Below are 26,086 nucleotides of genomic sequence, written 5' to 3' on the forward strand. Positions count from 1 at the left end.
AGACGATTGTTTCACATTGCTAATGACTATAGCAGGAGCTATATTCGGACCCATGAACACCCTGGCGCCCCGCGACCCTTCGGCCTCCACTGCGGCCAGCCTGGGTGCGCTCAACGCCTCGGTGGCGGTGCCCGACAAGGGTCACTGGTGGTTCCGCCTGCTGGCCTTCCTCGGCCCGGGCTACATGATCTCGGTCGGCTACATGGACCCGGGCAACTGGGCCACCGACCTCGCCGGCGGTTCGCGCTTCGGCTACCTGTTGTTGTCGGTCATCCTCATTTCCAACCTGATGGCGGTGATCCTGCAGGCGCTGTCTGCGCGGCTCGGTATCGCCACCGGCATGGACCTGGCCCAGGCCTGCCGCGCGCGTTACCCGAAGCCGGTGAACCTGGCGCTGTGGGCGCTGTGCGAGGCGGCGATCATCGCCTGCGACCTGGCCGAAGTGATCGGCACCGCGATCGCATTGAAGCTGCTGTTCGACCTGCCGCTGCTGTGGGGCGCGGTGATCACCGCCCTGGACACGCTGCTGGTGCTGCTGCTGATGAACCGCGGCTTCCGGGCGCTGGAAGCCTTCGTGATCGCGCTGCTGATGGTGATCTTCGGCTGCTTCATGGTGCAGATCGCGCTGGCCGCACCGCCGGTGATGGACGTGCTGGGCGGCTTCATTCCGCGCGCGCAGGTAGTGACCGATCCGCACGCGCTGTACATCGCGATCGGCATCATTGGTGCCACGGTGATGCCGCACAACCTGTACCTGCATTCGTCGATCGTGCAGACCCGTGCCTACCCGCGCACCGATGAGGGCCGTCGCAGCGCGCTGCGCTGGGCGGTGACCGACAGCACCCTTGCGCTGACCCTGGCACTGTTCATCAACGCCAGCATCCTGATCCTGGCGGCGGCGGTGTTCCATGCCAATGGCCGATTTGATGTGGAAGACATCGAACAAGCCCACCAGCTGCTGGCGCCGATGCTGGGGGTGGGCGCGGCGGCGACGTTGTTCGCAGTGGCCCTGCTGGCGTCGGGCCTGAATTCGACAGTAACCGCCACGCTGGCCGGCCAGATCGTGATGGAAGGTTTCCTGCACCTGCGCCTGCCGCCGTGGCTGCGGCGGCTGATCACGCGCGCACTGGCAATCATTCCGGTGGTGGTGGTGATCATGCTGTTCGGCGACCAGGGCGCGGTAAAGCTGCTGGTGCTGAGCCAGGTGGTGCTGTCGATGCAGCTGCCGTTCGCGATCATCCCACTGGTGCGGATCGTAACCGACAAGATGACGATGGGCGCGTTGGTCGCACCGCGCTTGCTGGGTGCGATTGCCTGGGTGATCGCGCTGGTGATCGTGGTATTGAACGTGAAGCTGCTGGTGGATACCTTCAGCGGCGGGTGATGCCAGATCCAGGGGTTGGACCCAGTAGATCCACGCCATGCGTGGATGCCTTTACACGATGCGGGGTCAGAGCCCTTGCCTCTGGCAAGGGATCCGACCCACCATCTCCACGCTACAGATGCAACGCGATCGCGGCCTCGATCTGTTGCGGCGACTGGAATCCGGCCAGGCGCGTACGTTCGTCACCGTCACGGAACAGCGACAGCGTCGGCGTCTGCCGCAGCCCCAGCTCCCTGAAGAACGCCTCACCCAGCACTTCCAGCTGCACGCGCAGCAGGGTCGTTCCCTGCCCCGCCGCGCTGTTGGCCACCCGGTGCAACGACATCTCCAGCATCCGGCACCCCGGGCACTGGTCCTTGTGGAAATCCACCAGCACCCGCGGGTGCTCGGCCAGCAGCTGCTGGAACTGCTCAGGCGTGGTGGCGTCGATGATCTGCATCGGTGTTGCTCCAATAGTGGGCCAGGACCGCGTCGGTCCAGGCCTCGATGGCCCCCGCATGGCGTTGCCCATGCGGCATCTGTTCGATTTCCAGCGGCGGATAGTCGCTGCGGAAGTAGCGGATCAGGCGGTGCACGGCGCCGCAGTAGTACTCCTGCCCCCACTGCGTTTCGCCGGTGCCGAACACCGCCAGCTGCCGCGGCCGCTCGCCGCGTTCGGCGATGCCGGCCACCCATGCCTTCATCTCCGACGGCGTGCGGCCGGCGTTGTCGGTCCAGCAGCCCAGCAGCACCAGGTCGGCCTCGTCGGCCGCCAGCGGCGGCGCCTGGCGCAGGTCGTCAGCGTCCTGCCAGTGAACCGCATGACCGGCAGCGCGGCAGCGCTCGGCAATCTGCCGGCCAAGTTCGCGGGTATTGCCGCTCAACGAGGCGACCACCACCAGGATGCTCAGCGCGGCGCCGGACTCACAGGTCGTCGAAGCCGTTGTCGACGTTGGTCTTCTTGTAACTTGCATTGCGCATCTCGAAGAAGTCGGTCTTGGTTTCGGTGAAGTTGTCGGCGTAGGCCTTGATCCACGGCATCACGTTGTCGGTGGTATCGCTGTACAGGCGTTCGATGCCGAGCATGCCGGCCATCTTGTTGGCGCGGTACTTCACGTAGCGCACCATCTCGTCCACGTCGATGCCGTCGATGCCATCCAGCACCTCCGACGACCACTGCGTCTCCAGCTCGATGGCATGCTCGAACGATTGGTGTACGTAGGCGGTCAGTTCATTGGTCTGCAACTCCGGGTTCTCGCCGATGATGGCGCGGATCAGCTCGCTGATGAATTTGGTATGCGCCAGCTCGTCGCGGTTGATGAAGCTGATGATCTTGCCGGTGCCGTTCATGCGGTTCTGCCGCACCATGTTGTAGAAGTACGCGAACCCGGAATAGAAATTGATGCCCTCCAGGATCGAGGACTGGATCAACGACTTGAGCAGAGTCTCGGCGGTCTTCTCGCGCATGAAATCGTCATACGCCCCCATGATCGGTGCATTGCGCTTGATGATGGTCGGGTGGGTGCGGGCGATCTCGAAGATGCGGTTCTGGTTCGGCAGGTCGGTGATCGAGGCCAGCACGTAGCTGTAGCTCTCGTTGTGGATCACTTCCTGCTGCCCGATGATCGCCGCATTGGCGTGCGCGGCCGGGTCGGTGATGTACTCGGCCACGTTGTAGATGAAGCGGGTCTGCGGTGAGTCGAGCGTGGCGAGCAGGCCGATGATCGAGTCGTAGGCGTTCTTCTCGCGCGCGTTGAGCTCGCCGTACTGGCGCGCGTCCAGCTTCATGTCGACCTCGTCGGGAATCCAGAAGTTGGTCGACAGCTCCTTGTAGGCCCGATAGAACGACGGGTACGGGATGTCGTTCCAGTTGAGGATGCCGCTGGTGCGGCCGTTGATGATGCCGGTGCTGCGGTTGGGATGGCGCGGTTCGAGGATCTTGATGCGGTCGAGGGGAGTTGCCATGGTTTTCTGCCTTCGTTCTCTTTCTATCGTGTTGCCGGCCAGCGGCCGGCACTACCGAAGATCACGGGGTTGCCGGGCAGCGGCCGGCATTGCCGTGGGTCGCCGGCGATCAGCTGGAGCACCATTCGCATTCGCTGATGTCGATGTCGTTGGAGCGCACGTAGTAGGTGGTCTTCAGGCCCTCGCGCCAGGCGCTCAGGTGCAGCTCCAGCAACGTGCTGGCGCGGATGGTGCTGGGCACGTACAGGTTGAAGCTGATCGACTGGTCGACATGGCGCTGGCGGCGCGCGTTCTGGCGCACGCTGGCGAACTGGTCGACCTTGTAGGCACCCTTCTCGTAGTACGGCCAGGTTTCCAGCGACAGGCCCGGCGCCGCCACCGGCCGCCGGAAGTCCTTCTTTTCCTCGTAGTAGAACGCGCTGTAGATCGGGTCGATCGAGGCCGTGGAGCCTGCAATCTGCGCGGTGCTCATGTTCGGCGCCACCGCCAGCAGCCAGCCGTTGCGCAGGCCGTGCGTGGCCACTTCGCGGGCCAGGCTGTCCCACGCGGCGCCACTGTAGTCGCGGTCACGGAAGTAACGCCCGTTGTGCCAGTCGCTGCCCGCGAACATCGGGTAGCTGCCCTTCTCCTTCGCCAGTTGCGCGCTGGCCTGGATGGTCAGGAAGTTGATGCGTTCGTAGAGGCGGTCGGCCAATTCTTCGGCATCCGGTGATTCCCACTGGATTGCCTGCTGCGCCAGCAGGTGGTGCCAACCGAACGTGCCCAGGCCGATGGCGCGGTACTTGCGGTTGGTGATCGTGGCCTGCGGCACCGGCAGCGCATTGAGATCGATCACGTTGTCGAGCATGCGCACCTGGATCGGGATCAGGCGCTCCAGCACGTCGGTGGCCAGCAGGTCATCCGGCGCACTGATCGCCCGGCCGAGGTTGATCGAGGACAGGTTGCAGACCACGAAGTCACCGGCGCGGCGTGTGGTGACGATCTGGTCGCCGCTGACGATCTCCTGGATCATCCGCGTCGGGCTCATGTTCTGCAGGATCTCGGTGCACAGGTTGCTGGAATAGATCATGCCCGCGTGCTTGTTCGGGTTCCGGCGGTTGACCTCGTCGCGGTAGAACAGGAACGGGTTGCCGGTCTCCAGCTGGCTGAGCATGATCCGCTTGAACAGATCGATGGCCTTCACCGTGCGGCGGCTGATGCGCTCGTCGGCCACCAGTTCGGCGTAGCGGTGGCGGAAGCTGCCCGCGCCGCGCTTCTCGTCGTAGAAGTCCTGCAGGTACCAGCCCTTGGCCTGCTTCACCTCGTGCGGGTCGAACAGGTACCAGTCGGCGCGGCGCTCCACCGCTTCCATGAACAGGTCGGGCACGCACACCGAGGTGAACACATCGTGCGCGCGCAGGCGCTGGTCGCCGTTGTTGAGGCGCAGGTCCATGAAGGCTTCGATATCGCGGTGCCAGATGTCCAGGTAAACCGCCACCGCGCCCTTGCGCTGGCCAAGCTGATCGACCGACACCGCGGTGTTGTTGAGCTGCTTGATCCACGGCACCACGCCGCCAGAGGAATTGGCCACGCCACGGATCGGTGCGCCACTGCTGCGCACATAGCCCAGGTAGGCGCCAACGCCGCCGCCATGCTTGGACACACGGGCGATATCGGTGTTGGAGTCATAGATGCCCTGCAGGCTGTCGTCCACCGTGTCGATGAAGCAACTGGACAGTTGCCCACCCACCTTGCCGGCATTGGCCAACGTTGGTGTGGCGACCGTCATGTACAGGTTGGACAGCGCCCAATACGCCTCGCCGACCAGCTGCATGCGCCGCTCACGCGGTTTTTCTTCCTGCATGAGGTACAGCGCGATGGTCAGCCAACGCTCCTGCGGCAGCTCGTAGACCTCGCGGCTGCGATCGCTGGCCAGATAGCGCGTGGCCAGCAGGTACAGGCCGTTGTAGGCGAACAGGCGGTCGCGTTCCGGATCGATCATCTCGCCGGCCTGCTGCAGCTCTTCCTTCGAATAGCAGCGCAGGATGTCGTTGCTGTAGATGCCGCGGTCGGCCAGGCTTTCCTGCAGGCCCACATACGAGCCGTACTTCAGGCCGACGTCGTAGAAGCGGTTGCGGCTGGCACGCTTGTACAGGCGGCGCAGGTAGATGCGCGCGGCAAACTGTTCCCACTCGGGTGCGACCAGGTCCACCCGCGACTCGGCCTCGCGGATCAGCAGATCGACCAGGTCATCGGCGCTGATGCTGGGCTTGCGCTCGACCATCGCCTGCACCACGCGGCGGTAGTCGCTCACGTCCAGCTGCGGGAACTCGGCATGCACGGCGTCGATGCTGCGCTGCAGGCGCTCGGCCTCGAACGGCAGGCGACGGTTGCCGGCCTCCTTGGTGATCCAGGTCGGCACACGCTCGCCACCGGCGCGCAAGGCGTCGCCAGCGCCGGCCAGATCGGCCACGCGGAAGGTACTGTCGGTCATGGTGGTGAAACTCCAGGCTCGCGCGCGCGTTGGCGGTCGATGCCATGGCGGCCCTGAACGCGATACCGGCGCACGGGGCGAACGGGTGGATTGCCAGGGCACGGGAACGTAGGTCGTCGGCATCTGCCTGCGCCTGCGGCCGGTATCCGGGCCGTGGGGGCGACCTGCGTCCGCACGATGGCGGCCGCGTCGACACGGCAAGCCTCAGGGGCGGGCCGCGGGACGTTTGCTGCATGTCCGGCGGCGGCGGCTGACCGGGAGTGACGGCCACAACATAGTGGGGATATCCGAACTCGTCAACACAAGATGCGGTAATCAACACATGTCGCGACGATCAGTCGCAGGATGCCGTGTTGCACCTGCGGCGCCTTGTCGACAGCGCCTGCGTCCCCAGTTCGGTACAACATCAACTTTCCCCGGAACACCGCCCATGCGCGCTGCCCAGTACCCCTCCTTCGGCGATCCGGCCGACGTCCTTGCCATTGCCGATGCGCCGCTGCCCGAGCCCGGCCCCGGCGAGGTGCGCATCCGCACCGTGCTGGCCTCGATCCACAACCACGACCTGCTGACCGTGCGCGGCCTGTACGGCTACAAACCGACGCTGCCGGCGATCGGTGGCAGTGAAGCACTGGGCGTGATCGATGCACTCGGCGATGGCGTCGACGGCCTGCAGGTCGGCCAGCGGGTGGCCGCTGCCTCGGTGCACGGCACCTGGGCCGAAGCGTTCATTGCGCCGGCACGCATGGTGATTCCGATGCCGGAGGCGATCCCGGACGAAATGGCCGCGCAGCTGATTGCCATGCCGCTGAGCGCGCTGATGCTGCTGGAGTTCCTGCACGTCGAGCCGGGCCAGTGGATCGTGCAGAACACCGCCAACGGCGCGGTGGGCAAGTCGCTGGCGATGCTGGCGCGGGCGCGTGGCGTGCATGTGGCCAACCTGGTGCGCAATGCCGATGCGGTCGCGCAGTTGCAGGCGCTGGGCATCGATCATGTGTTCGACACCTCGGTGGACGGCTGGAAGGATCGCGTGCGTGAGGCGACCGGCGAAGCACAGGCCGCGGCCGCGGTGGATTCCATCGGCGGCGACGCCAGCGGTGACCTGGTTGACCTGCTCGGCCACCACGGCACGCTGGTGTCGTTCGGTGTGATGAGCGGCGAACCGATGCGCATCCCGGCCGGCGGCCTGATCTACAAGGAAGCCACGGTGAAGGGGTTCTGGGGCAGCAAGGTCAGCCAGGCGATGGCGGTGGAGGACAAGCGCCGGCTGGTTGGCGAACTGCTGAAGCGTGCGGCGAACGGCGAACTGACCCTGCCGGTGGAGCAGATCTTCGCACTGGACGACATCGCCCAGGCAGCGAAGGCTGGCGCAGGTTCGGGACGCAATGGCAAGGTGCTGCTGCGGCCTTGATGCCTCAGCGGATGGCGCTGCCCCGGTGGTGGCGCTGTCCCGGTAGTGGCGCAGTCCCGGTAGTGGCGCAGTCCCGGTAGAGTCGACTGTCAGTCGACTCTCGCGCGTAGCGCGGGGGGATGAGACTTCTTTCCACAGGGAAAGGGCTGTGACCCTGCAGGGTGTGCGGACCAACGGTCCGCACCCACCAAAGATCGGTGCCGCACCCACCGAGTGGGTCTGCTCCAACGGAGGCACCGACTTTCGTTAAGAACCTGTGATGTATAACTGAATGCGCTTTCGTCATTGGAAGGCGCATGTGCCTGCGTGCGGTACTGACGGCTCCTCCCCCGTTCGGCGTTGTCGCTTCCATGTACCGCACCACCCTGAACCTGCTTGCCGGCGCGATCGCGCTGGGCCTCACCGCCGGCGCTGCCGGCGCCGCTGAAACCGCCGATACCGGCAAGGACAGCACCACCTTGGGCGCCGTGCTGGTGACCGGCTCCAACATCAAGCGCAGCGATACCGCCGGGCCGAACCCGGTGCAGATCGTCAGCCGCGAACAGATCGAGCAGACCGGCCGCTCCACCCTCACCGACGTGCTGCGCAACCTGTCGGCCAATGCCGGCAACAGCTTCGACGAACAGTACACCGGCAGCTTCGCCGCCGGCTCGGCCTCGATCGGCCTGCGTGGCCTGTCTCCGAAAAACACGCTGGTGCTGGTCAACGGCTACCGCGTCTCCAACTTCGGTTTCGCGCTCAACACCCAGGACACCTTCGTCGACCTCAACGCGCTGCCGATCAGCGCAGTGGAACGCATCGAAGTGCTGAAGGATGGCGCCTCGGCGGTGTACGGTTCCGATGCCATCGCCGGCGTCATCAACATCATCCTGCGAAAGAACTTCCAGGGCGTGGAAGTCGGCGGCGGCTTCGGTACAGCCACCCAAGGCGGCCTGAACGAGCGCAAGGCCAACCTGCTGGCTGGCTTCGGTGACCTCGAACAGCAGGGCTGGAACGTGCTGTTCGGGCTGGACCTGCTCAAGCGTGATCGCCTCGACGCCGACCAGCGTGCCTACACCCGCAGCGGCGATTTCCGCGACAAGCCCGGCGGTCGTCTGGCCGGTTGGTCCACCGCCGGTGGCAACTGGCTGTCCAACCCGCGCGCACCGCAACCGTTCGCCAACTGCCCGGATGGCAGCCAGCTGCGCCCGTACAGCGATTTCGGCAGCACCCTTCCCGGCCAGGCCTGCGCCTTCAACGCGCAGCCGTTCAAGACCCTGCAGCCCGGCGCCGAGCGCCTGCAGGCGTCGTTGAGCGCGACCTACCGCTTCAACGACAGCGTCGAGGCGTTCGCCGATGTGCTGTACAGCCACAACAAGGCCGACCAGATCTTCAGCGCGCCGCTGACCGTCGGCCCGGGCCTGCGTGCCTACAACCCGGCCACCGGCACCCTGATCGACGTGCCGGCGGTGCTGCCGGTCGGCCACCCGAACAACCCGGGCAGCGCGCCGCTGCCGTTCGAGTACACCTTCTTCGATCTCGGCCCGCGCCTGAAGGACAACACGCAGGTGTTCTACCGTGCGCTGGCCGGCGTGCGCGGCAGCGGCGAGCGATGGGACTGGGAAGTGGCGGCGCTGACCTCGCAGAGCGCGCAGCGCGAATACGTCGACAACTTCGTCAACCGTTACGCGTTCGAGCAGATCCTGCGCGATGGCAGCTACAACTTCCTCAACCCGTCCAGCACGCCGGGCGCGCTGGATGCACTGCGCCTGCAGACCAAGCGTCCGGGCTGGTACAAGCTGCATTCGTTGAACGTGAAGGCCTCGACCTCGCTGTGGGAGCTGCCGGCCGGTGCGGTCGGCTTCGCCTGGGGTGCCGAGTTCCGCAAGGAATCACTGGACGCGCGCACCAGTGCGCAGGTGCTGTCGGGCACCGAACTGCGCCCGGCCATCAACGTGGTCAACGGCGAGCGCCAGGTCAGCGCCGCCTACGCCGAACTGAGCGTGCCGCTGCACCGCACGCTGGAGCTGCAGGTGGCCGGTCGTGGCGACCACTATGACGACTTCGGCAACGCGTTCTCGCCGAAGGTGGCGCTGCGCTGGCAGCCGTTGGACAGCCTGCTGCTGCGCGGTTCGTTCTCGCGCGGGTTCCGCGCGCCTTCGCTGCCGGAGATCGCGCCGGGCCAGACCGTCAGCTACGGCTCGGTGATCGATCGGCTGGACCCGCTGCAGCCCGGTGGCAGCCGTGGCGTCACCAACATCCGCACGGGCAATCCGGACCTGAAGGCCGAACGCTCGCGCAACTTCAACGTGGGCGCGGTGTGGTCGCCCGATGGCGATACCAGCATCGGCCTGGACTGGTACCGCATCGAACAGGACAACCTGGTCAAGCCGGACAGCGCGCAGTTCATCGTCGACAACCCGACGCTGTTCACCGGCCGCGTGCAGCGTGATGCACAGGGACGCATCCAGTTCATCACCAACCAGTATGCCAACCAGGGCGAACTGACCACCTCGGGCCTGGACCTGGAAGCCAACCGCACCTTCCGCACCGAAGGCTGGGGCAACTTCACCGTGGCCGGCAGCTGGACCCATCTGCTCAGCTTCAAGCAGCCGCTGGTGGCCGGTCAGGCACCGTATGAAGGGGCCGGCAACAACCGCCACGGCGCACTGCCGCGCACCCGCGGCACTACGTCGCTGAACTGGGCAGTGGGCGACTGGAGCAGCACGCTGAGCCTGCAGTACGTGAGCGGCTATGACCAGCGCGTGGCGACAGCGACCAGCAACCCCGGCCTGCGTGATCGCATCAAGCCGTATCACCAGCTGGACCTGTACGTGGCCTACGAAGGGATTCCCAACACCACGCTGTCGCTGTCGGTGCTGAACCTGACCGACAAGGACCCGCCGTTCGACCCGGCCGGTGGCTCCAATGGTTTCGACATCAGCCAGTACAATCTGCGCGGGCAGTTCATTTCGCTGGGGGCGCGCTACCGGTTCTGATGCGCCACCTGCAGAGCCGAGCATGGGCTCGGCTCTGCAGGGGTGTGCGGACCAACGGTCCGCACCCACCGCATCACCGGCTCAGGTGCAGGAACTGCAGGTGCCGTTCGTACTGGCTGATGATGTCGTTGATGATCTGCTTGCGGCTGTAGCCCACCAGGTCGTAGTCCTGGCTGCCTTCGAACAGATGCACTTCAGCGCGGTAGTAGCGCTGGTTGCGCAGCTGCTGGGCCGCGAACGACGGGGTCAGGTAGCCGCTCAGGATCACCCGGTACAGGAAGTCCTGCTGCTCGCCGTGATTGACCGTCAGCTCCATGTCGCCGGCCTCGAAGCGGGTGGATACATCCCAACCCTGCCCGCGCAGCTGTTCAGCCACCGCTTCCATCGCCGGCTTCACCGTATCGTCCATGAAGCGGTAGACCTGGTCGCGCACCGGGAAGTGCATGGCCTGGCTCAGGCGCTGACGCCAGCCCTGGTGATGGCGATCGTCGCCGATCAGCGGCGAGGGCCGGTACTGCAGCGCGCGCTTGCGGTGCGACTCGTCACTGAAGGCGCGGGTCAGCCCCCACATCATCAGCAGCAGGATCGCCGAGAACGGCAGCGAGGCCAGCACCACCGCCGATTTCAGCGCATCGATGCTCCCAGCCAGCAGCAGCCCGGCGGTCAGCACGGCGATCACCGTGCCCCAGAACACGCGAAGCCAACGCGGACCATCATCCTCCGGCGCGCCGCCGTGCGAGGACAGCGTGGACAACACCACCGCCCCCGAGTCGGCCGAGGTCACGAAGAAGATGAAGCTGACCAGCACCGTCACCGCGATCACCGTGCGGCTCCACGGGTAGCCATCCAACAATGCATACAGCACCGTCGGTGGATCATCCACCGCCAGCTGTGCCAACTGCTGCTGGCCGTGGTGCAGGACCTGGTCCAGCGCGCTGTTGCCGAAGATCGACAGCCAGGCCAGGGTGAAGCCCAGCGGAATCAGCAGCACGCCGAACACGAATTCGCGGATGGTGCGGCCCCGTGAGATGCGTGCGATGAACAAGCCCACGAATGGCGCCCAGCCGATCCACCATGCCCAGTAGAACACCGTCCAGCCGCCCAGCCATTCCGGTCGGCCGCCATAGGCGTACACATCAAAACTCTTGCCGACCACGCTGCCCAGGTAGTCGCCCAGGTTCTGCATCAGCGTGCTGAACAGGTACTGCGTCGGCCCGGCAAACAGCATGAACAGCACCAGCGCGATCGCCAGCAGCATGTTGATGTTGGCCATCCAGCGCACGCCCTTCTCCACGCCGGAGACGGCCACGGCCACCGCCGCGCCCATCATGCTGACCACCAGGATGATCTGCACCAGGTTGGAATGCGGGATGTTGAACAGGTGCGCAAGGCCGGCATTCAGGTGCAGCACCCCGAAGCCCATGTCGGCACCAATGCCGAACACGGTGGCGACGATGCCCAGCGCGTCTACGGTGTAGCCGATCGGCCCGTTGATACGCTTGCCGATCAGCGGGTACAGCGCCGAGCGCAGGGCCAGTGGCAGGTTGTGGCGGTAGGCGAAGTAGGCCATGGCCATCGCCGCCAGCGCGAACACACCCCAGCCGTGCAGGCCCCAGTGCAGGAACAGCAGCTGCATGGCCTGGCGCGCGCCGGCCTCGCCCGCGGCCGGATCGCCCTGCGGCGGCTGCAGGTAGTGGGTCAGCGGTTCGGAAACGCAGAAGAAGAACAGGGTGATGCTGATGCCGGCAGCGAACAGCATGCCGGCCCAGGAAAGGTAGCTGAACTCCGGCTCGTCATGGTCGGCGCCGAGCTTGATGCCACCGTACTTGGACAGCGCCACGCCGACCACGAACACCAGGTAGAGGGTCATCGCCAGCAGGTAATACCAGCCGACATTGAGTGCGGCCCAGTCCTGTGCCTTCAGCAGAAGGCGGCCCGCACCAAGCGGGAACAGGCTGACGAACAGCGCGAACGCCACGACAACGATCGCCGCGAAGGCGAACACAGGCCGAAGGGTGCGCACCGGGGATTGTTGCGGCTCCAGTACATCCATGGGGCGGCGTTCTCCGGTAGATCAAAGGGTTAGCCGACCAATTCTGGCTGAACCGCAGTGGACAGAGCATGAAGTTGCGGCCTGTGGTCACAGGCCCGGCCCGCCATTCCGTGTTATCACGCGCGCGCCGAAGCGTACCTGCGAGCGCAGCCGCGCGCGGACCGCGTGCATCGCGGCCACGCGCGTCCTGTCCAATCACGACATCACATGCACCACATGCACCGCGCACAGCTTGTTGCCGTCCGGGTCGCGCAGGTAGGCCAGGAACAGCTGGCGCCCGGCCATGCTGCGGATGCCAGCCGGGTCTTCGATGGCCGTACCGCCATGGGCCACGCCAGCATCCTGCCAACCGCGCACGGCCTCGGCACTGTCGAGGGTGAAACCAATGGTGCCGCCGTTGGCATGGCATGCAGGCTGCCCATCGATGGGCGCGGTGACGCCGAACATCCGCCCATCCTTGAAGTACAGCAGCCGACCCTTTTCGTCGAACACACCCGGACGTGCCCCCATCGCGGCGAACAGGGCATCGTAGAAGCGGCGCGCGGCATCCATGTCGTTCGTTCCTACGGTGATGTGGCTGAACATGCGGGCACTCCTTGTGGAAAGCCGCAGTGTCGGCGAGCACGCCGGGCATCGCAAATCCGGCGATCTCTCCTGCTGCGGCATGCGCAGGATTTGTCGTGCGCCACCCGATCATTCTATAATGGGAATCATTCTCATTCATGACCCGTGCCGATGGCCGTGCCCGCCGCCTCCAGCACCGCGCTGGCGGGGTTCTACCGCGAACACCATGGCTGGCTGCTGGGCTGGCTGCGCCGCCGCACCCACAACGCCGACTGCGCCGCCGACCTGACCCAGGACACCTTCCTGCGCCTGCTCAGCCGGCGCGTCGATCCATCCGAACTGCGCTTGCCGCGCGCCTATCTCAGCACCATCGCGCACGCCCTGCTGGTCAATCACTGGCAGCGCGCGGACCTGGAGCGCGCCTATCTGACCGCGCTGGCCGCACAGCCGGAGCCGGTGCATCCCTCCGCAGAGGAGCGCACACAGGCGCTGCAGCTCCTGCATGCCATTGCTGACATGCTGTCCGGCCTGGCCGAGCGGCCACGGCGTGCCTTCCTGCTGGCCCGGCTATCCGGACTGGGCTATGCGGAGATCGGCCGACAGCTGGGCGTGTCCGAGCGCATGATCAAGAAGTACATGGCGCAGGCGATGCTGCATTGCCTGCGCCTGTCCGGCGACGCGGCGGCATGAGCGCGGCAGTGGCCGGCCCGGCGCTGGAGCAGGCGGCAGAGTGGTTCGCGCTGCGCCAACAGGGCTGGAGCGACGACGACCAGCAAGACTGGCGTGCGTGGCTGCAGGCCGACGCCGGTCACGCCGACGCCTGGCGCCGGGTCGAGTCGGTCTGGCAGTCGTTCGCCCCGCTGTCGGCACCGGCGGCAGCAACGGCGCTCGATGCCGCCGGCCATCGCCGCCGCCGCGCGCTTCGCAGTCTCGGTGGCGCCCTCGGCATCGGTGCGGTCTCGCTTCTCGGCCTGCACGGGCTGCAGGCGCAGCGCCACCTGCAGAGGCAACGCACCGCTGCCGGGCGCACCGGTCATTGGACGCTGGCCGATGGCAGCCAGTTGTGGCTCAACGCCGGCAGCGAAGTGACCGTCGACATCGGCAACGGCAACCGCGCCCTGCATCTGCTGCGCGGCGAACTGCTGCTGCAGACCGGCCACCACCCAGCATTCACCGGGTTGCCCCTGAGCGTGCATGTACCCGGCGCGCGCCTGCAGCCGATCGGCACCCGCTTCGCGGTCGGCCGCGAAGCCCAGCACAGCCGGTTGGACGTGTTCGAGGGCGTGGTGCGGTGCCTGCCGACGTTCGGCGCGGCGCTGGATGTGCCTGCGGGAAGTGCGCTGCAGATCGGACCGATGGGGGGACTCACAACGGTCGCTGCCGATCCTCTGCGCGGCGACTGGCAGGACGGACGCCTGCAGGTGCAGGACACGCAACTGATCCGGGTGATCGACGAACTGGCCCGTCACCATCGGGGCTATCTGGGCTGTGATCCGGCACTGTCCGCATTGAATGTCACCGCGGTACTGCCACGCCTGGACAGCCTGCAGGCCCTGAAACTGCTGGCGCGCGCCCTGCCGATCCGCATCGAGCAGCGCTGGCCATGGTGGACCGTTGTGCGTCCGCGTTGAAATCGCGGTTCCCTTTCTGCGCGCTCGGCGGGCACTACAAGGGAACCCATTGCGGATGTCGCCGCCCCCATGAAACTACCCTGCCCTTCCCCTCGCCCGCTGGCCATCGCGCTGTGCCTGGCCCTGGCCACGCCGTGCCTGTTGCCGGCCGCCGCCCATGCACAGGATGCTGCCTCCGCCGTTCGCTGGCAGATCCCGGCCGGTCCGCTTGACCAGGCCTTGACCGCGTTCGGTCAGCAGTCCGGCCTGTCCATCGCTGCCGATGCGCGCCTGACCCGCGGCCGGCACAGCGGTGGCGTGCAGGCCTCGCTCAACACCGAGGCCGCGCTGGCACAGCTGCTCACCGGCACCGGCCTTTCGTTCCAGCGTGATGCCAGCGGCGTGGTGCTGCAGGCCGCCCCGGCCACCGACGCCGGCGTACGCCAGATCGGCACGCTGCGTGTGGCCGGCCAGGCCAGCGAAGGCGCTTCGCCGTGGGGGCTGGCCGATGCCGACGCCGTCTACCGCGACAGCGGCTCGCGCGTGCATCTGGACCACCAGCAGCTGGAACGCTTCCGCGGCCAGTCGATCGGCGATGTGCTGGCCGGCGCAGTCGGCGTGCACACCGGAGACGTACGCAATGGCGGCGCGCTGGACGTCAACATCCGCGGCCTGCAGGGCCAGAACCGGGTGCCGGTGATCATCGACGGCGGCCAGCAGGCCATCGACGTGTACCGCGGCTATGCCGGCGTGCAGCAACGCAGCTACCTCGACCCGGACCTGATCAGCGCGATCAGCATCGAAAAGGGACCGAGCCTGGCCGCCAATGCCGCCAGCGCGATCGGTGGCGTGGTCTACATGGAAACGCTGAAGGCCGAGGACATACTCGATGACGGCCAGGCCTGGGGACTGCGTGTGCGCGGCGGCGTGGCCGACAACAGCATCGACCGCACCCGCACCTTCAGGCAGATCGCGCGCGGCAGCGACAACCGCAACAGCCTGCGCGACCCGCGCGACTGGAACGGCAGCGTCGCCTTCGCCCAGCGCGGCGAAGACTGGCAGCTTGTCGCAGCCTACGCACGGCGCCGCCAGGGCAACTACTTCGCCGGCAGCAACGGCGCCCACCGCTACGACGACCAGCACCTGTCCAGCGGCGGTACCGGCATGTCCAGCCAGGCCGTTTCCAAGCTGTACCACCCGGGCGATGAAGTCCTGAACACCCACACCGAAAACGAATCGGCGTTGCTGAAGTTCACCTGGACGCCCAACCCGGACCAGCGCATGGAGCTGAGCCACCGCTTCTTCAACTCCAGCTTCGGCGAAATCATGCCGTCGGCGATCGGCCGCGTGGGCGAGTCCAACGAATGGGTGACCTACGTGGACAAGGCCAACACCATGTTCCAGTTCGAGCCCGGGAAGATGCGGGTCAACGCCACCTCGCTTCGCCATCGTTACCGCCCCGAGGCGCACCCGTGGCTGGACCTGAGCAGCACGCTGTGGTTCACCACCGCCACCAGCCGCATGTTCAACAGCAACATCGCCAACACGCCGCTGTTCAAGGACGTGCCCAACGACCAGATGCCCGACACGCTGGGCGAGACCTACGGCCCGGGCCTGCAGTCGGACGTGAAGACCCGGCGCTGGGGCCTGGACAGCAGCAACACCACCCGCTTCAGCAACGATCTGGGCGACTGGACGCTGCGCTATGGCGCGTCCTTCCAGCACGAAGACACCGCACCGAACTCACCGGTGCTGCCGGTGGACTACAACAACAACCGTTACCTGCGATCGGGCACGCGCCGCGAGGCCAGCGTGGTGGCGTCGTTGCAATGGCAGCCGTGGGACTGGCTGTCGCTGACCGCAGGCGGCCGCTTCATCGACTACCGCACCCGCGACCGCAACCGCGTGGCCTTCGTCAGTGAATCGCGCGACCTGCGCTACACCTTCGCGCGCCTGAGCAAGGGTGGCCAGCTGCTGCCGGGCTGGTACAAGGAGTGGTACCCGGATGCACAGGGCAACTACACGTATGACTCGCTGCGCGCCACGCCCTATGGCGACAGCACGCTGGGCCAGACCTACGACTTCGACGGCTTCATCCGTGACCCGCGCGGTGCCAACGGCTTCCATACCAAGCAGATTCCCACCGCCTGGGGCTACAAGCCGGCGATCCGCCGCTCCGGCCACGGCTTCGCGCCGTATGCCGAAGCCCGCTTCAACCTCGACGCGGACATGTTCTTCTACGTGAAGTACGCGCAAGGCTGGAAGATGCCCAGCCTGTTCGAATCAACGCTGGGCAACAGCACCTCGGCGCCGGTGGCCGACCTGAAGCCGGAAAAGAACCGCTCCTGGGACATCGGCTTCAGCCTGCTCAAGCAGGACCTGTGGCGTGACGGTGATCGCCTGGCGTTCAAGGTGGCCTGGTTCAAGAACGATATCGACAACGCCATCACCCGTCGCTTCGATTCCAGCAACTGGGCCTTTTACGTCGACAATGTCGACAACTACACGGTGTCGGGCTACGAGCTGCAGTCCGGCTATGACGCCGGCATCGCCTACCTGGACCTGTCGGCCAGCTATTACCAGCGCGCGCGTACCTGCGATGCGGCCACTGCCAAGCGCCTGCGCGAAGATCCGTATGCGAAGTGGAGCAAGCTGGACACCACACCGGACTGCGTGGACGGCGGCTTCGGCACCTCGTTCGTCAACGCGCAGAACCCGCCGAAGTACTCAATCCACAGCACGCTGGGCTTCCGCCTGTTCGACAAGCGGCTGGATACCGGCATCCGCCGCACCTACAACAGTGGCCCCACCCATGAACTGGACAAGCCCTGGAACACCACCGGCTCGACCGGCCTGCAGAACATCTACCTGCCGACCGCGATCTATGACTTCTATGCGCGCTGGCAGTTCACCCCGAAGGCCGAAGTGGAACTGGTGGTCAGCAACCTGCGCAACACCTACTACATGGACACGCTGGCGATGAGCCTGATGCCGGGCCCGGGCCGCACCACGCGGCTGAACTTCACCGCACGGTTCTAACTGCTGCAGAAACAGCAACGCCCCGGAGGGGTCCTCCGGGGCGCTTGCCTGCGGCGCTCACGCTCTGGCAGGTGCCAACCTTGGTTGGCACAGCGCTTCCGCACCGGTAGATGCCAACCCTGGTTGGCACGGCGACGCGTTACTTCGCGGTACTCAGCAGCAGTACCGCGACGGTCACCAATGCGATGCCGACCCAACCGATCGGACGCAGGCGATTGCCGAACAGCAGGCGTCCGCAGGTGGCGGTACCGATCACGCCGATTGCCCCCCACATCGCATAGGCGGTGGCCAGGTCCATGTAACGCACGGCCTGGCCCAGCAGGGCAAAGGCAATCCAGACCATGACGATGGCTCCAACGCCCCAGCGCCAGCGGCGGAAGCCCTCCGACTTGGCCACCATCATGTTGGCGGCGACGTCGATCAGCGCCGAACAGATCACGAAAAACAGGGCCAGGGTATTCATCAGTGCGCCTCCCCGAGAGTGACGCAGACGATGCCGACCACCGCCAGCACCAGGCCGGCCAGCTGCTGCAGCGACAGGCTTTCACCGAAGACGGTGAGGCCGACCACGGTCAGCAGGGTCAGGCCCAGGCCTTCCCATACCGCGTAGGCCACGCCCACCGCGATGCGGCGCACCGACTGCGCCAGGAAGAAGTAGGACAGCGCCAGCGCGCCGGCCATGACCAGATAGCCGGTCCAGCCGCCATCGCGGGCGGCGTGGGCCATGAACGAGGTGCCGACCACTTCGGCGACGATCGCCACGGTCAGGCAGGCCCAGGCGACCAGCGCGCCACGGGCGGGAACAGTACGGGACATGTGAAGCTCCTTGCAGGGCGGGGACCACGCCGCCTCATCAATGGATCCACGCCGAGCGTGGAGGGTCCGGAACGCCCCGCAGACAGGGGCGACGGCGATCAGTATCATCGTCTTTTACGGTGGAATCAAAATGGATTCCATCGACAGGAGCGATGGATATATGCCCTACTCCCCTGAATCCCTGCAGGCCTTCGTGGAAGCCGCGGCGCTGGGTTCGTTCTCGGCGGCGGCGCGACGCCTGCGCAAGACCCAGTCGACAGTCAGTACCGCCATTGCCCACCTGGAAACCGACCTGGGCGTGAGCCTGTTCGATCGCAGCGGGCGCTACCCGCAGCTGACCGAGGCCGGGCGACAGGTATTGGGGCACGCGCAGGAAATCCTGGCTGCCGATGCGCGCCTGCAACAGTTGAGCGTGCGCCTGGCCGCGCCGGTCGAGCCTCGCCTGACCGTGGTGTTTTCCGATGTCTATCAGCTCGATCCCGAACAGCGGATCCTGCAGCGCTTCTCCGAGGCGTTCCCAGAGATCGAACTGGAATGGCTGGATGCGGAGGGTGAGGACGTGCTGGAGCTGGTCGGAAGCGGCCGCGCCGCACTGGGCCTGCTGCCGCGACAGGAACACTATCCAGATGGCCTGATGGCCCGGCCGCTGGCCCACCACAGCGAACTGTCGGTGTACGTGGCGCGCGACCATCCGCTGGCCAGCGCCGGGCGTCGCGCCGCCGCACAACTGGCGCGGCATCGGCAGGTGCGCCTGAGCGCGGAAGTCGATCAGTCCCGCGTGGTCACCGGCCTGGCCTGGACCGCCACCGACTACCTGATGGTGATGGAGATGGCCGAGGACGGCATCGGCTGGGCCGAGCTGCCCCGCGCGCTGGTGCAACGCTACGACCGCGGGCAACTGGTGGAACTGACCCTGCCCGGGTGGCCGCGGCGCATCCACAGCGACCTGCTGTGGCGCCGCGACACGCCGCCCGGACCGGCCGCACTGTGGTGGGCCGACGCGCTTGGATGAGGTAGTGCCGGCCGCTGGCCGGCAATCCCAGTGTCCCGTGGTTGCCGGCCAGCGCCCGGCACTACCGATCAACGATGGGCGAGCGCGTAGTCCAGCGCCGAGCACACCGCCGCCACCTGCGCGTCGTTGCACTGCTGTGGCGTCGCGACACGCCGCCCGGACCGGCCGCACTGTGGTGGGCCGACGCACTTGGATGAGGTAGTGCCGGCCGCTGGCCGGCAATCCCAGTGTCCCGTGGTTGCCGGCCAGCGGCCGGCACTACCGATCAACGATGGGCGAGCGCGTAGTCCAGCGCCGAGCAAACCGCCGCCACCTGCGCGTCGTTGCACTGCTGTGGCGCCGCGACACCCCGCCGGGACCGGCCACACTGTGGTGGGCCGACGCACTTGGATGAGGTAGTGCCGGCCGCTGGCCGGCAATCCCAGTGTCCCGTGGTTGCCGGCCAGCGGCCGGCACTGCCGATCAACGATGGGCGAGCGCGTAATCCAGCGCCGAGCACACCGCCTCCACCTGCGCGTCGTTGCACTGCTGCGGGGTCGCCCGCGGGCTGTCCGGGTAGACCTCGGTGGTGGTGGTGTACTTGGCGCCGGTAATGCCGGCGCACAGGCCCAGCTTCACCAGCGGGTACTCGATCACGCCATGGGCCACAACCGGCGAACCGATGATCTCGCCCTTGTCGTCGGCCGGCGCGATGTGGGTGACCTTCTCCACCGCGGCGATGACCGCCTGCTGGAAGGCCGGTTGTGGGTTCTCGCTGTCGTCCACCAGATAGAACCCATCGGGAATCAGGCCCGGCTCGAACGGCTTGCCGTCACGCGCGGCCAGCGCCGGGCGGAACTCGCTCTCGTCGCTGTCGGTGGTTTCGTGCAGGTCGATGTGCAGCACGAACTGGCCCTTGTACGGCGCGATCAGTTCGATGACGGCGGTCGATTCGCGGGCCGGGCCGTCGGCCCGGAAGTTGCGGTTCGGGTCGATCGCATCGAAGTTCCAGCGGTTGATGCGCTCGAAGCCCCACGGATTCACGCACGGCGTCACCAGCAGGTTGGCCTTGCCGGCATAGTCGGCGGCGTGCTTTTCGAGGAACTCCAGCGCGCCCATCACGCCGCTGGTCTCATAGCCGTGCACGCCACCGGTGACCAGGGCAGCCGGCAGCGCCGGGTTCCAGTCGCGGCTGCGCAGGGCGAACAAGGTGTAGGTTTCGCCCGCGTAGTCGAGCTGGCCGTAGGCCACCTTGTCAAAGCGCGAAGCCAACGCCTCGATCCGCGGCAGCACCTCTTCGTCATAGCGACGCAGGCGCTGCTGGCGGCCACGCCACGCCTCCCGCTCCGCCGCTCCCCACGGCTGGCCAGGGGTTCCGACGGGGTAGAAAGCAGCTTGGGACATGGCGGATCTCAGCGGGTCAGGAAGCAATCGCCCACTCTACCACCGGGGCATCGGCATGAACCGGAGGTGCATTCCAATAGCGAATGGAATCAGCAATAATTCTCATTTACGACCTTCCACAACCCGCACCGATGCCCATCCACGCCCTGCAACCGGCCCGCCTGCCCCTGGCTGCCGCCCTCGCCCTGTGCCTGCTCCCGGCCACGCGTGCCTTCGCCCAGGACGGCGCCACCACGCTGGACAGCATCCAGGTTTCCGGCAGCTGGCTGGGCACCGGCCTGCATGACAGCGTCAAGAGCTTCGCCGGCGCGCGCACGGTGGTCGACCGCCAGCGCATCGAGGCCAGTGGCGCAGCCAGCATCGGCGATGCCATGCGCCGCATCCCCGGCGTGCAGGTCACCGACAACTCCGGCACGGCCGGCAGCTCGGTCTCGCTGAACATCGGCGTGCGCGGCCTGACCGGGCGCTACTCGCCACGCTCGACCGTACTGCTGGACGGCGTGCCGCTGGCGGTGGCGCCGTATGGCCAGCCACAGCTGTCGTTCGCACCGACCAGCCTGTCCAACATCGAATCGATCGACGTGGTGCGCGGCGGCGGCGCGGTGCGCTACGGCCCACAGAACGTGGGCGGCATCATCAACTTCAGCACCCGCGCCATTCCGACCGGCGCGGGCCTGCACGGCGAAGCGGGTGTGCGCTACAGCGCCTACGACCATGGCGGCGGTGACAGCACCCAGTACAACGCCTTCCTCGGCGGCACCGGCGGCAACGGCCTCGGCGCGGCGCTGCTCTACTCCGGCCAGGACGGGCGTGGCTGGCGCCAGGGCAGCGATGACCGCTTCAACGACCTCGCCCTGAAGTTCGCCTATGCCATCGACGAACAGCAGGAACTGCGCGCCAAACTGTCCTACTACGATGTGCGTTCGCTGACCCCGGGCGGCCTGACCCGCGCCCAGTACCAGGCCGATCCGTTCCAGAACACCCGCCCCACCGATTTCTGGAAGGGCCACCGCACCGGCATCGACCTGGGCTACACCAACACGCTGTCGGCCAACAGCGAGTTCGAGGTGCTGGCCTATTACAACGAAAGCAGCCGCGCCAGCTCGCTGATCAACGCCGCCAACACCCAGCTGACCGTGCAGCCGCGTGACTACCGCGTGCTCGGCATCGAGCCGCGCTACACCCAGCGCCTGCACTGGGGCGCCAGCGTGCACGACATCACCGCCGGCTACCGCTTCCTGCGCGAACGTGGCAACGACCGCAGCTACACCGTCACCCGCCGCACCGGCGTGGCCAGCGCCACCAACCGCTTCGACAACGCCACCGACGCCCACGCGTTCTACATCGACGACCGCATTGCGATCGGCCAGTGGCGGATCACCCCGGGCGTGCGCATGGAATGGATCGACATGGACCGCCGCCAGGCCGGTGGCACGGCGACCTTCAGCAGCCGCAACGACAAGGCCCTGCCCTCGCTCAACATCGCCTACCTGCTGACCCCGCAGCTGACCGTGTTCGGCAACTACACCACCTCGTTCGGGCCGGTGCAGAACATCCAGCTGAATTCGCAGACCGCCAGCAATCCGCTGAACCCGGAAGTTGCAAAGACCACCGAACTCGGTGCGCGCTGGCAGGACGGTGCACTGCGCGCGGAAGTAACCGTGTTCAAGATGCGCTTCGACAACCAGATCCTGCAGGTGCCGGGGATCACTCCGCCGACTTTCCAGAACATCGGCGCCACCGATCACAAGGGTGTGGAGAGCGCACTGGAATACCGCTTCGCCGAGGACAGCGCGCTGGCCGGGCTGGAGCTGTACGCCAACTACACCTGGACCAAGGCGATCCAGCAGTCCGGCGACAACCGTGGCCTGGACGTGCCCTTCTACGCGCGCGACACCGACAGCGTCGGCGCCCGCTACGCACTGGCCGGCTGGACCTTCAATGTCTCCAGCACCCACCAGAGCGGCCAGTACGCCGACGCCGCCAACACCTGGGCCGAGAGCGCCGATGCGCGCGTGGGCCGCGTGCCGGGTGTTCGCCTGTGGAACGCGCAGGTGGCCTGGCAGGTGCCGGGACTGGGTGACAGCGAGATCGCGCTGGGCGTGAACAACCTGGCCGACAAGCGCTGGTACACCCGCAACGTCGATGGCAACGCCGGCCGCATGGTGGCCGCGCCGCGTACCTTCTACGTGCAGGGCCACTACCGCTTCTGAAGCGGTAATCGCCCGATGCAGTGACGGTGGCGATCACGGTGGCGGCGTATCATGCCGCCACCATGTCACTGCCTGTTTCGTCATCGCGCCTGCACTCAGCTTTCCAGGGCCTGCGCCTGCGGCTGCGCGGCAGTGATCTGTGGTTCATCGCACTGGCGTTGCTGGTCGGACTGATCGCCGGCTACCTGACCCTGCTGCAGTCGGGCATCGCGCGCTGGTTGCAGGGCACGCTGTATGGGCTGGACGAAGGCATGCGCCTGAGCTCCCTGCCCTCGCTGACCTGGACCGCGCTGCTGGTGCTGCCACTGGGCGGCCTGCTGGTCGGCCTGGTCAGCCTGGCCGCGACGCGGCTTAAGCGCCCCCTGCTCGATGCGGTGGAAGCCAATGCCCTGCATGGCGGCCGCATGTCGATGCGCGACAATTTGATCGTGCTGACCCAGACACTGCTGTCCAATGGCTGCGGCGCCTCGGTCGGGTTGGAGGCTTCGTATACGCAGATGGGTGCCGGCAGCGGTTCGCAGCTGGGCCGGGTGATGCGCCTGCGTCGCAACGACGTGCGCATCCTGGTCGGTGCCGGTGCCGCCGGTGCCATCGCCGCCGCCTTCGGTGCGCCATTGGCTGGTGCGTTCTATGCCTTCGAAATCGTCATTGGCGCCTACACCCCGGCCGCACTGGCACCGGTGGCCGTCGCCGCGCTGGCCGGTGCGTTCGTGGCCGACCAGGCTGGCATCGAGGCCTACCTGCTGCCCGCTGCCTCGACCATCGACGTGCGCGCCGCCGACTACGCCATCTACGGCCTGCTCGGCTGCTGCTGCGCGATGGTCGGCATTGTCATCATGCGCCTGATCGCTTCGATCGAAGGCACGGTCAAGCGCAGTCCATTGCCGCTGTGGGGTCGCCCGGTGGTGGGCGGCCTGCTGCTGATCCCGCTGGCCCTGGCCAGCCCGCAGGTGCTCTCGTCCGGCCATGGCGCGCTGCACCTGGACCTGACTACCCACCTGCCGTTGATCTGGATCGGCGGCCTGCTGACCCTGAAGTGCCTGGCCTCCGGCATCTCTCTCGGGTTTGGTTTCCGTGGCGGCCTGTTCTTCGCCTCGCTGTTCATGGGCACCCTAGTCGGCGCCCTGTTCGCCGGCCTGCTGGCGATGGCCACCGGCGTGCCGGTGGTCGACGCCACGTCCGCCGCGCTGGCCGGCATGGCAGCGCTGGCCGCGGCGGTGGTCGGCGCGCCGATGACCATGGCCATGCTGGTGCTGGAAGGCACCCACGACTTCCTGCTGACCAGCGTGGTGATGAGTGCGGTGCTGGTGTCCAGCACGCTGGTGCGGCAGTGGTTCGGCTATTCGTTCTCGACCTGGCGCATGCACCTGCGCGGCGAGACCATCAAGAGCGCCCGCGACGTCGGCTGGGTGCAGAACCTCAACGCCGGCCGGCTGATGCGCAAGGGCGTGGCCACCGCGCCGGCCGATCTCGATGCCGCCGCGTTCCGCCAGCGCTTCCCGCTGGGTTCGGGCAGCCGGGTGATCCTGATCGACAGCGAAGGCCACTACGCCGGCATCGTGCAGATTCCGCGCGTCTACGGCGACGGCGTGAAGCCGGAGACCACGATTGGCGAGCTGGCCGAGAACCGAGATGTGTCGCTGCCGCCAGCGGCGGACGTGGTCAGCGTGATGCAGCGCTTCGACCAGACCCAGGCCGACGAACTGGCCGTGGTCGCCGCCGACGGCCAGGTGCTGGGCGTGGTCTCTGAAGCCTTCGTACGCAAGCGCTACGCCGAGGAACTGGACAAGCGCCAGCGCGAACTGATGGGCGAGCGCGTCGAGGACACCGACTGATCCCGCAAAAAGGGGGACGGAGGGGATTAAGTCGTTTCTGGCACGCTGACTAGCCACGCGTGGCGTGGATCGCTGGAAATCCACGCATGGCGTGGCTCTACTGTCACTTCGACCGGGTAGACTCCGGCCATGCGCTTCATTGAGACCTTCCAGGCCGGTCCCTTCGCCGACACCGTGGTGAGCCTGCTGGCCGCCTTCGTGCTGGGCACGCTGATCGGCGCCGAGCGCCAGTACCGGCAACGCACCGCCGGCCTGCGCACCAACGTGCTGGTCGCCGTCGGCGCCGCCGCCTTCGTCGACCTGGGCATGCGCATCGCCGGCAGCGCCGAGGCGGTGCGGGTGATCTCCTACGTGGTCTCCGGCGTCGGCTTCCTCGGTGCCGGCGTGATCATGAAGGAAGGCATGAACGTGCGCGGTCTGAACACCGCAGCCACCCTGTGGTGCTCGGCGGCGGTGGGCAGCTGCACCGGCGCGGACATGCTGGCCGAAGGCGTGCTGCTGACCGTGCTGATCATCGCCGGCAACACCCTGCTGCGGCCGCTGGTGAATGCGATCAACCGCATCCCGATCAACGAGGCCGCCACCGAAGCGACCTACGAAGTGCGCCTGAGCGTGGATGCCGAAGCCGTGCCGCGCGTGCGCGAGCGCCTCGTCGATGCGCTGGAGGCTGCGCAGTATCCGGTCGGCGACGTGCAGGTGGTCGAGCATGCCGATGCACCCACCGATGTGATCGCGATACTGGTCAGTACCGCCGTGAGTGCCGATGAGCTGGATGTGGTGCTGGCGCGGATGGAACACGTGCCGGGCGTGCTGCACGCCACCTGGGAAGTCAGCACCCGCGATTGATTCATCCACGCATGGCGTGGATCTACCGAGGTCGTGGTGAAGTAGATCCACGCCATGCGTGGATGCTTCTCTCACCCACCCGCCATGCGCTGCTGTGCGCGCAGCAGCTTGCGGAATGAACCGCACTGCCGCGCGTCCTGCGCTTCCGGGCAGGCCGCCGCGCGCTGCAGGTGCCGGCGCACCCGCTGCAGCTGGGTGATCTGCCGCTGCAGCACATCGGCCTGTGCCAGCAGCGCCTCACGGTCCAGCGAGATACATCCATGCTGCGGCGGCAGCGACAACCCGATCTGCTGCAGCGACAACCCGGCCGCCTGGCCAAGACCGATCAGCGCCAGCCGTTCCAGCACGCGCTCGTCGTACTGCCGGCGCAGGCCGCGACGGCCCAGTGCCTGCAGCAGCCCAAGCTGTTCGTAGTAGCGCAGGGTCGAGGCCGGCACGCCACTGCGCTTGACCACCTCGCCGATATCCAGTTCACGCACGGGCTTGACCTCAAGTGACCTTCAAGCGCCAACCTATGGGCGACTTCCC

At 66.8% G+C, this 26,086-nt stretch carries 20 protein-coding genes; 10 read left to right on the forward strand and 10 right to left on the reverse strand.

Annotation, left to right across the window (positions count from 1 at the left end; all coding sequences use genetic code 11):
* Nucleotides 1–52: 52 nt before the first annotated feature.
* Complete coding sequence (locus tag AC5P5S_RS11455) at nucleotides 53–1,384, forward strand: Nramp family divalent metal transporter (protein WP_043035263.1); 1,332 nt, start codon at nucleotides 53–55, stop codon at nucleotides 1,382–1,384.
* 112 nt (nucleotides 1,385–1,496) lie between these two features.
* On the opposite strand, the gene AC5P5S_RS11460 is transcribed toward AC5P5S_RS11455, so the two are convergent.
* The 4 genes from AC5P5S_RS11460 to AC5P5S_RS11475 all read right to left on the reverse strand — a co-directional run bounded on the left by AC5P5S_RS11460 (nucleotide 1,497) and on the right by AC5P5S_RS11475 (nucleotide 5,801).
* A complete protein-coding gene (locus tag AC5P5S_RS11460) occupies nucleotides 1,497–1,823 on the reverse strand; it encodes a thioredoxin family protein (RefSeq protein WP_043035264.1) in 327 nt (108 codons plus the stop codon).
* Nucleotides 1,795–2,262, reverse strand: a complete 468-nt coding sequence (locus AC5P5S_RS11465; protein ID WP_080334823.1) for a flavodoxin — start codon at nucleotides 2,260–2,262, stop codon at nucleotides 1,795–1,797. Before AC5P5S_RS11465 ends, AC5P5S_RS11460 begins: the two co-directional genes overlap by 29 nt.
* A 25-nt stretch (nucleotides 2,263–2,287) precedes the next feature.
* Nucleotides 2,288–3,328: a ribonucleotide-diphosphate reductase subunit beta gene (locus AC5P5S_RS11470; RefSeq protein WP_024957408.1), complete on the reverse strand. Its 1,041-nt coding sequence runs from the start codon at nucleotides 3,326–3,328 to the stop codon at nucleotides 2,288–2,290.
* A 109-nt stretch (nucleotides 3,329–3,437) separates the two neighbouring features.
* Nucleotides 3,438–5,801 (reverse strand): ribonucleoside-diphosphate reductase subunit alpha, encoded by a 2,364-nt coding sequence (locus tag AC5P5S_RS11475; protein WP_062606215.1) that lies wholly within the window; start codon nucleotides 5,799–5,801, stop codon nucleotides 3,438–3,440.
* Nucleotides 5,802–6,231: 430 nt separating this feature from the next.
* On the opposite strand from AC5P5S_RS11475, the gene AC5P5S_RS11480 reads away from it, so the two are divergent.
* Both AC5P5S_RS11480 and AC5P5S_RS11485 read left to right on the forward strand, forming a co-directional pair.
* Nucleotides 6,232–7,209, forward strand: a complete 978-nt coding sequence (locus AC5P5S_RS11480; RefSeq protein ID WP_062606217.1) for a zinc-binding dehydrogenase — start codon at nucleotides 6,232–6,234, stop codon at nucleotides 7,207–7,209.
* Nucleotides 7,210–7,559: 350 nt separating this feature from the next.
* Complete coding sequence (locus AC5P5S_RS11485) at nucleotides 7,560–10,187, forward strand: TonB-dependent receptor (RefSeq protein WP_062606219.1); 2,628 nt, start codon at nucleotides 7,560–7,562, stop codon at nucleotides 10,185–10,187.
* A 73-nt stretch (nucleotides 10,188–10,260) separates the two neighbouring features.
* Here the strand turns inward: AC5P5S_RS11485 and betT are convergent, their stop codons facing one another.
* Both betT and AC5P5S_RS11495 read right to left on the reverse strand, forming a co-directional pair.
* Nucleotides 10,261–12,240 (reverse strand): choline BCCT transporter BetT, encoded by a 1,980-nt coding sequence (betT, locus tag AC5P5S_RS11490; protein WP_062606221.1) that lies wholly within the window; start codon nucleotides 12,238–12,240, stop codon nucleotides 10,261–10,263.
* A 195-nt stretch (nucleotides 12,241–12,435) separates the two neighbouring features.
* A complete protein-coding gene (locus tag AC5P5S_RS11495; RefSeq protein ID WP_005413725.1) occupies nucleotides 12,436–12,825 on the reverse strand; it encodes a VOC family protein in 390 nt (129 codons plus the stop codon).
* A gap of 150 nt (nucleotides 12,826–12,975) precedes the next feature.
* Here AC5P5S_RS11495 and AC5P5S_RS11500 point away from each other — a divergent pair, with 150 nt between their 5' ends.
* The 3 genes from AC5P5S_RS11500 to AC5P5S_RS11510 all read left to right on the forward strand — a co-directional run bounded on the left by AC5P5S_RS11500 (nucleotide 12,976) and on the right by AC5P5S_RS11510 (nucleotide 17,453).
* Complete coding sequence (locus AC5P5S_RS11500; RefSeq protein ID WP_062606223.1) at nucleotides 12,976–13,494, forward strand: sigma-70 family RNA polymerase sigma factor; 519 nt, start codon at nucleotides 12,976–12,978, stop codon at nucleotides 13,492–13,494.
* The gene (locus tag AC5P5S_RS11505) at nucleotides 13,491–14,435 is read left to right on the forward strand and encodes a FecR family protein (protein ID WP_231336592.1); all 945 of its coding nucleotides are present in this window, start codon (nucleotides 13,491–13,493) and stop codon (nucleotides 14,433–14,435) included. Before AC5P5S_RS11500 ends, AC5P5S_RS11505 begins: the two co-directional genes overlap by 4 nt.
* A 69-nt stretch (nucleotides 14,436–14,504) precedes the next feature.
* Complete coding sequence (locus AC5P5S_RS11510) at nucleotides 14,505–17,453, forward strand: TonB-dependent receptor (RefSeq protein WP_062606227.1); 2,949 nt, start codon at nucleotides 14,505–14,507, stop codon at nucleotides 17,451–17,453.
* Nucleotides 17,454–17,592: 139 nt separating this feature from the next.
* Here the strand turns inward: AC5P5S_RS11510 and AC5P5S_RS11515 are convergent, their stop codons facing one another.
* Nucleotides 17,593–17,916, reverse strand: coding sequence for a DMT family transporter (locus AC5P5S_RS11515; RefSeq protein ID WP_005409978.1), 324 nt, complete (start codon nucleotides 17,914–17,916; stop codon nucleotides 17,593–17,595).
* Nucleotides 17,916–18,269, reverse strand: a complete 354-nt coding sequence (locus AC5P5S_RS11520; RefSeq protein ID WP_005409979.1) for an SMR family transporter — start codon at nucleotides 18,267–18,269, stop codon at nucleotides 17,916–17,918. The genes AC5P5S_RS11515 and AC5P5S_RS11520 overlap by 1 nt, the downstream gene beginning before the upstream one ends.
* A gap of 160 nt (nucleotides 18,270–18,429) precedes the next feature.
* Here AC5P5S_RS11520 and AC5P5S_RS11525 point away from each other — a divergent pair, with 160 nt between their 5' ends.
* Complete coding sequence (locus AC5P5S_RS11525) at nucleotides 18,430–19,281, forward strand: LysR family transcriptional regulator (RefSeq protein WP_062606229.1); 852 nt, start codon at nucleotides 18,430–18,432, stop codon at nucleotides 19,279–19,281.
* Nucleotides 19,282–19,743: 462 nt separating this feature from the next.
* Here AC5P5S_RS11525 and AC5P5S_RS11530 read toward each other — a convergent pair whose 3' ends face one another.
* The gene (locus tag AC5P5S_RS11530; protein ID WP_062606231.1) at nucleotides 19,744–20,664 is read right to left on the reverse strand and encodes a M14 family metallopeptidase; all 921 of its coding nucleotides are present in this window, start codon (nucleotides 20,662–20,664) and stop codon (nucleotides 19,744–19,746) included.
* 131 nt (nucleotides 20,665–20,795) lie between these two features.
* On the opposite strand from AC5P5S_RS11530, the gene AC5P5S_RS11535 reads away from it, so the two are divergent.
* The 3 genes from AC5P5S_RS11535 to AC5P5S_RS11545 all read left to right on the forward strand — a co-directional run bounded on the left by AC5P5S_RS11535 (nucleotide 20,796) and on the right by AC5P5S_RS11545 (nucleotide 25,558).
* Complete coding sequence (locus AC5P5S_RS11535) at nucleotides 20,796–22,877, forward strand: TonB-dependent receptor family protein (RefSeq protein ID WP_062606233.1); 2,082 nt, start codon at nucleotides 20,796–20,798, stop codon at nucleotides 22,875–22,877.
* A 62-nt stretch (nucleotides 22,878–22,939) separates the two neighbouring features.
* Nucleotides 22,940–24,712, forward strand: a complete 1,773-nt coding sequence (locus AC5P5S_RS11540) for a chloride channel protein (RefSeq protein WP_062606260.1) — start codon at nucleotides 22,940–22,942, stop codon at nucleotides 24,710–24,712.
* 129 nt (nucleotides 24,713–24,841) lie between these two features.
* Nucleotides 24,842–25,558, forward strand: a complete 717-nt coding sequence (locus AC5P5S_RS11545; protein WP_049397746.1) for an MgtC/SapB family protein — start codon at nucleotides 24,842–24,844, stop codon at nucleotides 25,556–25,558.
* 71 nt (nucleotides 25,559–25,629) lie between these two features.
* Here AC5P5S_RS11545 and AC5P5S_RS11550 read toward each other — a convergent pair whose 3' ends face one another.
* Nucleotides 25,630–26,037: a MerR family transcriptional regulator gene (locus AC5P5S_RS11550; protein ID WP_044570411.1), complete on the reverse strand. Its 408-nt coding sequence runs from the start codon at nucleotides 26,035–26,037 to the stop codon at nucleotides 25,630–25,632.
* Nucleotides 26,038–26,086: the final 49 nt, after the last annotated feature.

The organism is Stenotrophomonas sp. YJH_SMC_54, assembly GCF_059368435.1.

Bases quoted from the DNA above. Each gene is read 5' to 3' on its own strand.
- AC5P5S_RS11510 (WP_062606227.1), top strand. From the start codon at position 14,505: ATGAAACTACCCTGCCCTTCCCCTCGCCCGCTGGCCATCGCGCTGTGC.
- AC5P5S_RS11495 (WP_005413725.1), bottom strand. From the start codon at position 12,825: ATGTTCAGCCACATCACCGTAGGAACGAACGACATGGATGCCGCGCGC.
- betT (WP_062606221.1), bottom strand. From the start codon at position 12,240: ATGGATGTACTGGAGCCGCAACAATCCCCGGTGCGCACCCTTCGGCCT.
- AC5P5S_RS11530 (WP_062606231.1), bottom strand. From the start codon at position 20,664: ATGTCCCAAGCTGCTTTCTACCCCGTCGGAACCCCTGGCCAGCCGTGG.
- AC5P5S_RS11500 (WP_062606223.1), top strand. From the start codon at position 12,976: ATGGCCGTGCCCGCCGCCTCCAGCACCGCGCTGGCGGGGTTCTACCGC.
- AC5P5S_RS11485 (WP_062606219.1), top strand. From the start codon at position 7,560: ATGTACCGCACCACCCTGAACCTGCTTGCCGGCGCGATCGCGCTGGGC.
- AC5P5S_RS11505 (WP_231336592.1), top strand. From the start codon at position 13,491: ATGAGCGCGGCAGTGGCCGGCCCGGCGCTGGAGCAGGCGGCAGAGTGG.
- AC5P5S_RS11470 (WP_024957408.1), bottom strand. From the start codon at position 3,328: ATGGCAACTCCCCTCGACCGCATCAAGATCCTCGAACCGCGCCATCCC.
- AC5P5S_RS11480 (WP_062606217.1), top strand. From the start codon at position 6,232: ATGCGCGCTGCCCAGTACCCCTCCTTCGGCGATCCGGCCGACGTCCTT.
- AC5P5S_RS11535 (WP_062606233.1), top strand. From the start codon at position 20,796: ATGCCCATCCACGCCCTGCAACCGGCCCGCCTGCCCCTGGCTGCCGCC.
- AC5P5S_RS11475 (WP_062606215.1), bottom strand. From the start codon at position 5,801: ATGACCGACAGTACCTTCCGCGTGGCCGATCTGGCCGGCGCTGGCGAC.
- AC5P5S_RS11460 (WP_043035264.1), bottom strand. From the start codon at position 1,823: ATGCAGATCATCGACGCCACCACGCCTGAGCAGTTCCAGCAGCTGCTG.
- AC5P5S_RS11515 (WP_005409978.1), bottom strand. From the start codon at position 17,916: ATGAATACCCTGGCCCTGTTTTTCGTGATCTGTTCGGCGCTGATCGAC.
- AC5P5S_RS11540 (WP_062606260.1), top strand. From the start codon at position 22,940: ATGTCACTGCCTGTTTCGTCATCGCGCCTGCACTCAGCTTTCCAGGGC.
- AC5P5S_RS11455 (WP_043035263.1), top strand. From the start codon at position 53: ATGAACACCCTGGCGCCCCGCGACCCTTCGGCCTCCACTGCGGCCAGC.
- AC5P5S_RS11525 (WP_062606229.1), top strand. From the start codon at position 18,430: ATGCCCTACTCCCCTGAATCCCTGCAGGCCTTCGTGGAAGCCGCGGCG.
- AC5P5S_RS11520 (WP_005409979.1), bottom strand. From the start codon at position 18,269: ATGTCCCGTACTGTTCCCGCCCGTGGCGCGCTGGTCGCCTGGGCCTGC.
- AC5P5S_RS11545 (WP_049397746.1), top strand. From the start codon at position 24,842: ATGCGCTTCATTGAGACCTTCCAGGCCGGTCCCTTCGCCGACACCGTG.